The organism is Levilactobacillus cerevisiae, assembly GCF_003946245.1.
In the GTDB taxonomy this organism is placed as follows: domain Bacteria; phylum Bacillota; class Bacilli; order Lactobacillales; family Lactobacillaceae; genus Levilactobacillus; species Levilactobacillus cerevisiae.
On record NZ_RHNN01000052.1, the window covers coordinates 1 to 6,437 of the forward strand.

At 36.5% G+C, this 6,437-nt stretch carries 7 protein-coding genes; 4 read left to right on the forward strand and 3 right to left on the reverse strand.

Features of this window, described 5'->3' with window-relative positions; genetic code table 11:
• Nucleotides 1-462 precede the first annotated feature (462 nt).
• The 3 genes from EKM99_RS15170 to EKM99_RS15180 all read left to right on the forward strand — a co-directional run bounded on the left by EKM99_RS15170 (nt 463) and on the right by EKM99_RS15180 (nt 3,073).
• Nucleotides 463-1,311, forward strand: a complete 849-nt coding sequence (locus EKM99_RS15170; protein WP_010010280.1) for a DegV family protein — start codon at nt 463-465, stop codon at nt 1,309-1,311.
• Nucleotides 1,312-1,338: 27 nt separating this feature from the next.
• A complete protein-coding gene (locus tag EKM99_RS15175) occupies nt 1,339-1,830 on the forward strand; it encodes a DUF1836 domain-containing protein (RefSeq protein ID WP_010010281.1) in 492 nt (163 codons plus the stop codon).
• Between the two features lie 70 nt (nt 1,831-1,900).
• Nucleotides 1,901-3,073, forward strand: coding sequence for an SAM-dependent methyltransferase (locus EKM99_RS15180; protein ID WP_010010282.1), 1,173 nt, complete (start codon nt 1,901-1,903; stop codon nt 3,071-3,073).
• A gap of 227 nt (nt 3,074-3,300) precedes the next feature.
• On the opposite strand, the gene EKM99_RS15185 is transcribed toward EKM99_RS15180, so the two are convergent.
• A complete protein-coding gene (locus tag EKM99_RS15185; RefSeq protein WP_125584164.1) occupies nt 3,301-4,305 on the reverse strand; it encodes a biotin--[acetyl-CoA-carboxylase] ligase in 1,005 nt (334 codons plus the stop codon).
• Nucleotides 4,306-4,341: 36 nt separating this feature from the next.
• Complete coding sequence (locus EKM99_RS15190) at nt 4,342-4,857, reverse strand: biotin transporter BioY (RefSeq protein WP_181074504.1); 516 nt, start codon at nt 4,855-4,857, stop codon at nt 4,342-4,344.
• Between the two features lie 156 nt (nt 4,858-5,013).
• Between EKM99_RS15190 and EKM99_RS15195 the strand changes: the two genes are divergently transcribed.
• Complete coding sequence (locus tag EKM99_RS15195; protein ID WP_225363477.1) at nt 5,014-5,571, forward strand: YiiX/YebB-like N1pC/P60 family cysteine hydrolase; 558 nt, start codon at nt 5,014-5,016, stop codon at nt 5,569-5,571.
• Nucleotides 5,572-5,756: 185 nt separating this feature from the next.
• On the opposite strand, the gene EKM99_RS15200 is transcribed toward EKM99_RS15195, so the two are convergent.
• Nucleotides 5,757-6,437 (reverse strand): DNA topoisomerase (locus tag EKM99_RS15200; RefSeq protein WP_318531066.1); only part of this gene is annotated, 681 nt, incomplete at its 5' end.

The window sequence follows — 6,437 nt, forward strand, 5'->3', positions numbered from 1 at the left end:
TGTGATGTTTTCTGTGGTTACTAAATATCATAAGGGAAGGCATTCCCTATTTCTATACAATTCAGAAATCTTTTATGCATTTACACAAGATATTTTACGCTCTCGTTTGTACTTTTCACACACTTAAACACACCAAGTTATTGTTCCCATGACAATAGCTTGGCGTGTTTTATTGTTTAAAAATGGCAAATAGAAAGTTTAATTTGATCAGTCTTGAAAACTTGAGCTGCTTTGATTTTTCCAGTACTAAGGTGTCCTCTGTAGGCGCAATTTTGTTAGTTGCTCTTTCCCATTTGTTTATGTGGATGGTTTGAATTTACAGGTCTACGCGACTCACACCGTAGAAAGTTATAATCAGAAGCCAACTTCAAAAATCTATCATGGAATAATAGTAGTATTGACAGCCTCATAATATAGTGTAGAATACTATTTATAAGGTTATCAAGACTATATGGAGGGAAAATGAAAAAAATTGGACTATTAGTCGATTCCGCATCAGATATTCCCGCGGAAATAAAAAATCAAGTAAATGTTGAAGTTGTTCCCTTAGTTGTGACAGCAAACAACCACGAGTATCTGGATCGTGTGACTATTCAACCTCAGGAAGTGTATCAACTAATTGAAGATGGTTATATTCCTAAAACAGCTAGTCCAACTCTTGGACTGGTATCACAATATATCAAAAAATTGCAGCAACGAGGTTATAAAAAAATCATTGCTATTACAATCTCCAGCGGCTTATCAGTTACAAATAAGGTTTTTAAAATAGCTTCTGAAAATGTCAATAACGCAATCATAACAGTTATTGATTCAAAAAGTATTGGTATTGGTAGTGGATTGATTGCAGCATACGCAGAAGACTTAATTAATGCTAATTATGATTACCAAGAAATCACTAAGCGAGTTCAACAGTCCGTGCTAAAAAGTAAAGTCTATTTTTATATTGCAACATTAAAATATCTTAGAATTGGCGGTAGGATTGGCAAAGTGGCTGGGATGGTGGGATCAGTTTTAAATATTAAACCAGTCATATCGTGCGACTCAGATGGCATATATTACCCAGTAGCAAAAGCTCGTTCTGAAAAGAAAGCAATTTCAAGGTTATTAAAGCTGGCTATCGAAGATGCTTCAACAAACGAAAGTTTTAGGCTTGCAGTCGTTCAGGGCAATGACAAAGCGATTTCAAGTCATGTACTAACCGAACTTAGAAATAGCTTTCCAAAACATACCATTTATACTGGTGATGTTTCCCCAGCATTATGTGTACACACAGGCCCAGGGCTAATTGGAATTGCAGTTCAGATTGATTAATATTTCTGTGCAAGGAGGATGACTAAGTTGCCTTTCGCTAAAAATAATTTCCCGAGATTACCGTTATGGAGCGAATTACCAAGCTTCAATTTACATTTGGATCAATTATTAGACATCACCAATTCTTTTGTTGAACCCATGATTGAGGAAAAAATTACCAAGACAATGATGCATAATTATTTTAAAGCAGGGATTATTGAGGCTCCAATCAAGAAGAGATATGCACGAAAACATTTGGCAGGAGCAATTGTGGTCGGTGTATTTAAAAATGTATTCTCACTATCAGAAATAGAGCAAGGATTGCGACTAATTCTTGCGGATACTTCACCTGCAGAAGGCTATGATAACTTTGTAAAAATATTTAATAACCAGAGTTCTCAAGAAACAATAAAAATGCCCCCTGTAGCCAATATTAGTTTAGAACCCACATCTACTATGCTTATACAGTATAGTGCGACTCAATCGGTTTTGTTTTGGTTTTTAGCAAGACGTCTTATTCAGAAAAATCAGGATCTATAGGAAAATTATTACGTATTTTTGTATATGATATTTTAGTTATATAATTTATTTTTTTAATGGAGGGATATTTGTGCTAGACAAAGTGGTTTACAAGGAATTATTCAGTAAAGCATTTGACATAACGATTGAAGTAACTTATTGGAATGGGAAAAAAGAAAAATATGGCGCTGGAGTTCCTGAAATTAAGGTACAATTTAAACACGAAATTCCAATTAAATCGCTAACCAGTCAGCCTACCTTGGTTCTAGGTGAGGCTTATATGAATGGTGACATAGAGATTGATGGAAGTATACAAACATTAATCGCATCGGCTTACCGGAAAAAAGACAGTTTTTTAACTCATAATTCATTCTTAAAACACTTACCCAAAATATCGCATTCTGAAAAAAATAGTGAAAAAGATATTCAAAAACATTATGACATAGGTAACGATTTTTATAAGCTATGGTTAGATGACACAATGACCTATTCTTGTGCTTATTTTGAGAAAGAATCCGACACTTTGAAACAAGCACAATTGAACAAGGTCCGGTATATCTTACGTAAGCTAGCCACTAATCCTGGTCGTAAACTATTGGATATTGGTAGTGGATGGGGAACTTTATTATTCATGGCTGCTGAAGAGTTTGGACTAGATGCAACAGGTATTACCTTGAGCCAAGAACAATATAACTATACACAATCACAAATAAAGGAACGACACTTAGAAAATCAGGTCCACGTAATATTGGAAGACTATCGTGAAGTATCTGGTCAATACGATTACGTAACATCTGTGGGCATGTTTGAACATGTTGGTAAAGAAAACTTAGGACTATATTTTAAAAAGGTTCAAGAATTTTTGGCCCCAGGAGGACAAGCATTGATTCACGGCATTACTGGACAACATGAAGGTGCTGGTGTGGATCCATTTATTAATCAATACATCTTTCCAGGAGGATACATTCCCAATGTTGCTGAAAATATTAAGCACATTATGGATGCCCAATTGCAATTTTCAGATATTGAACCCTTACGACGCCATTACCAAAAAACATTGGAAATCTGGTACCAAAACTATCAGAAGGTTCGGAATCAAGTCATCGAAAAATATGGTGAACGTTTTGATCGAATGTGGAGTCTATACTTACAAGCTTGTGCCGCTTCCTTCGAATCAGGCAATATAGATGTTATTCAGTACTTATTAGTGAATGCACCTAGTGGTACAGGATTGCCGATGAAACGCAATTACATTTATAATTAACTATTACTAGGAAAATTATTCAAATAATGTTCAAAAAAGGGCACCTGTTTAAAAAATGAGTTGTAGTAAACTCCATTTTTTAAATCAGGTGCCCTTCCCTAGTATTAACTTATTTAGAGTAGGAAAAACACTTTCGATAGTAGCTACAGTTTAAAGCGGCAATATCAAAATCATTGTGGTAGTGCTCATAACGTCCCGTATTATCAACACATAATCCATAAATTAAGCTATCCAATATGATCTCCTTTATACTTAAAACCAGTTTTGATTACTTCACCGCTTGTAAAGGTTTGAAATGTTCCATCTATCCTTTTAATGGTTATACCACCATTATCTTCAATCTTCTGAGCAACTCCCTGAATAACTTCTGACCCAGTATTTAAAGAAACCACTTTTCCTAAAACAATCGATTTTTTCCGGTACTCCGCCAATAGTTGGGGGTTCGTATAGTCTAAAAATCCGTTTATAATTGCTTGGATTATTTCGGCAGTTAATTGATTGCGGTTAACTGAATTGTCATTATCGATAGCTTGGGCTTTGATTGCCAACTCTTTTGGAAACTTGACAGTTGTTAAATTTATTCCCACACCAACAATGAAAGCTGAGGCCGCCCCCAGTTCAAGATCAAAAATGGACTCCGTAATAATTCCGCCCACCTTATGATAATTTAGATAGATGTCATTTACCCATTTAAACTGAAATTCTTTATTTGGATAAAACTTTTCAAGCACATGGGTGATGCTCACGGCAATCCCAGTTGTTAGTAGTCCGGGTTGAATAACAGTTTGTTGTTGGTTAGGCAGAATAATACTGAGATAAAGGCCTGTAGTCGGTGGTGAATAAAAAGAGCGACCTCGTCTTCCATAACCGTTAGTCTGCTTATCGGCAACAAAAACGGTTGGCCTGGTAATACAGTGCTTACTAGAAAATTGCTTTGCTAAATCTTGGGTTGATGTAACTTCTTTAAAGACATGCAGATTATCTGTTAATTGCTTATGGCTGTAAATATTAATTAAGTCGGCTTCTAAATACGGTGCTGTATGAAGCATGTACCCACGTTTCTTACGACTAACAATTGGATAATCTCGTTTGTTTTTTAAATTATTAATAGCCTTCCAGATGGTTTCACGACTGACTTGAAACTTTTTAGCTAGATAGTCACCAGATACCCACGTATCTAAATTAGTCAAAAGTTCTAACACCACTTTTTCTTGGGTTGATTTATTTTTCATCAAACCACCTCCTAATTAAATAGCGATAAACAATAACTAAAATAAGCTTAAATGCATTGCTTTTCTAATACGGCGAACAATAATAACTGCTAAAGCACTTTTAATAAGATCTCCTGGTATAAATGCTAAGTTTGAAATAAGAGCGGCAATCAGCGTAATGTGAGACTGGTAAGAGAGCCATATAGCACCCACCAAATCAATAAAAATCACTCCGGCTAATAATAAAATGAGCAGTTCAAATATCCAAGACTTATTGTAAATCTGAAAACGATTAATTAATAGACCAATTAGTAATGGCGTAAATAACCAAGCTATAAGATAGCCGCCAGTTGGTCCAATAAAGACAGCCATGCCACCATTACCACCAGAAAGTATGGGCATACCGATGAAGGCTAATAATAAAAATAGACATACTGAGATGGTCCCATACCTAGGTCCCAACAACTCACCACTCATCATCACTCCCATGTTTTGTAAAACGATAGGTACTGGAATAAATCCCAACGGAATACCAGGGAAGAGGCCTAATATAATTAAGATTGCTACCATCATTGCAGATAACGTTAATAATCTTGTGGTGTTACTACGTTTCAATATGATCACTCCAAGTATGGATTTTTCAAAAACAGTGTTATTATAGCTATTAGTAACCCATTAGTCAAATAAAGGGTTACTAAAATTCGAATAATGGAAGGGAGACTGCTAATTTTGATTAGTTTGAAAACAGGCGATCTGTTACTTGTTAAAAAAGCACAAAATAAACTGTCAGAGATGATCATTAGAGGCACAAAACAAACGTTTTTAGATCGACCACTAGCTTATTACCATATCGGGATAGTAGAAAAAGAAGGCACTGACTTTTTTGTTCTCCATGCAACCAAAGACCATGGTTGCATTCGTCAACCGTTAGATCAATTTATTTCCGAAGAAGGATTGATTGACGTTTATCGGAAGAGTAGCCCTTTAATAAATCCCCTCAAAATACTAAAACGAGCCAAGTCCATGTTAGAAGCACCATACAATCCGAGCTTCAGATTAGATCAGCCAGGATATTACTGTTCGGACTACGTGGTTAATGCATTTAAAGATGAAAATATATTTCATCTATCCCCAATGGTATTTGGCCCTAACGGCTCTGTTTTGCCTGAATGGCAACAGTATTATGAAAATTTAGACTTGCCGGTACCTAATGGTCAGTTAGGGAGTAGTCCGAACTCACTAATTAGCCAAGGCCATCTCAAATTTATAGGAGCTATCAACAGCTGACTTTTAATACAGACAATTATTTGGCCATTTAGGTAAACGATTACGTGAGTTTAAAACACGATCTTGCTGGATATCCCATATCCCTGATATCAAAAAGACTACAATCTAGATAGCTGGTTAATACGGCTATCTGGATGTAAATAGTTTGCCTTATAATCTTGGAAAAACTATGTTTTATTTTTATCTCAGTGCTCAATAATCGAGTCTACAAGGTAAATAGGAGAGCGTAAAATATCAACGACATCATAACCGGTTCCCATGATTCCGATATACTTCAATCGTGATGTTTTGCTGATCCATTTCTTGGGTAGGGTAAAGTCCTCGCCTTGCTTGGGTTTCACAATGTAAAACTTTTGTTTATTTATGACAGTTACTTGTGGTGTTTCTAAGAACACCTCGGCAACTTTTTGCGCTTGCTGTTGGTGATTGATTTGTTGCTTAATGGCTGCACTGCCAGTTAATTGTGTTGGGACATCAGCGATCAATTTCACTACGAACTTCTTAATTTGGCTCAAAAAGTTATCCGGGGTGCGTTCTTCGGTACTGATTTGCTGTAACGCTTGCTCCCATTTAGCCGTCATTTCTGGACTAGTTAGCAAGGGTTCGAGTTCGACCGCTTTACATAATGTTATCCCGGCTTCACTGACGTGCAGCTTATTTTTTTCAGTGACGAGATAGCCGCGTTTTTTTAATATTTCCAGTACATTTGCCCGGGTCGCACTTGTTCCAATGCCTTGCACGTCTTTGAGAATCGCCTGGGCTGCTTCATCATCAAGCGTTTTACCGGCCGTCTTCATGGCCGTAATCAGGGTACCTTCGGTAAATGGTACCGGCGGGGTCGTTTCTTTTTGCGGCGTTTGCAGATT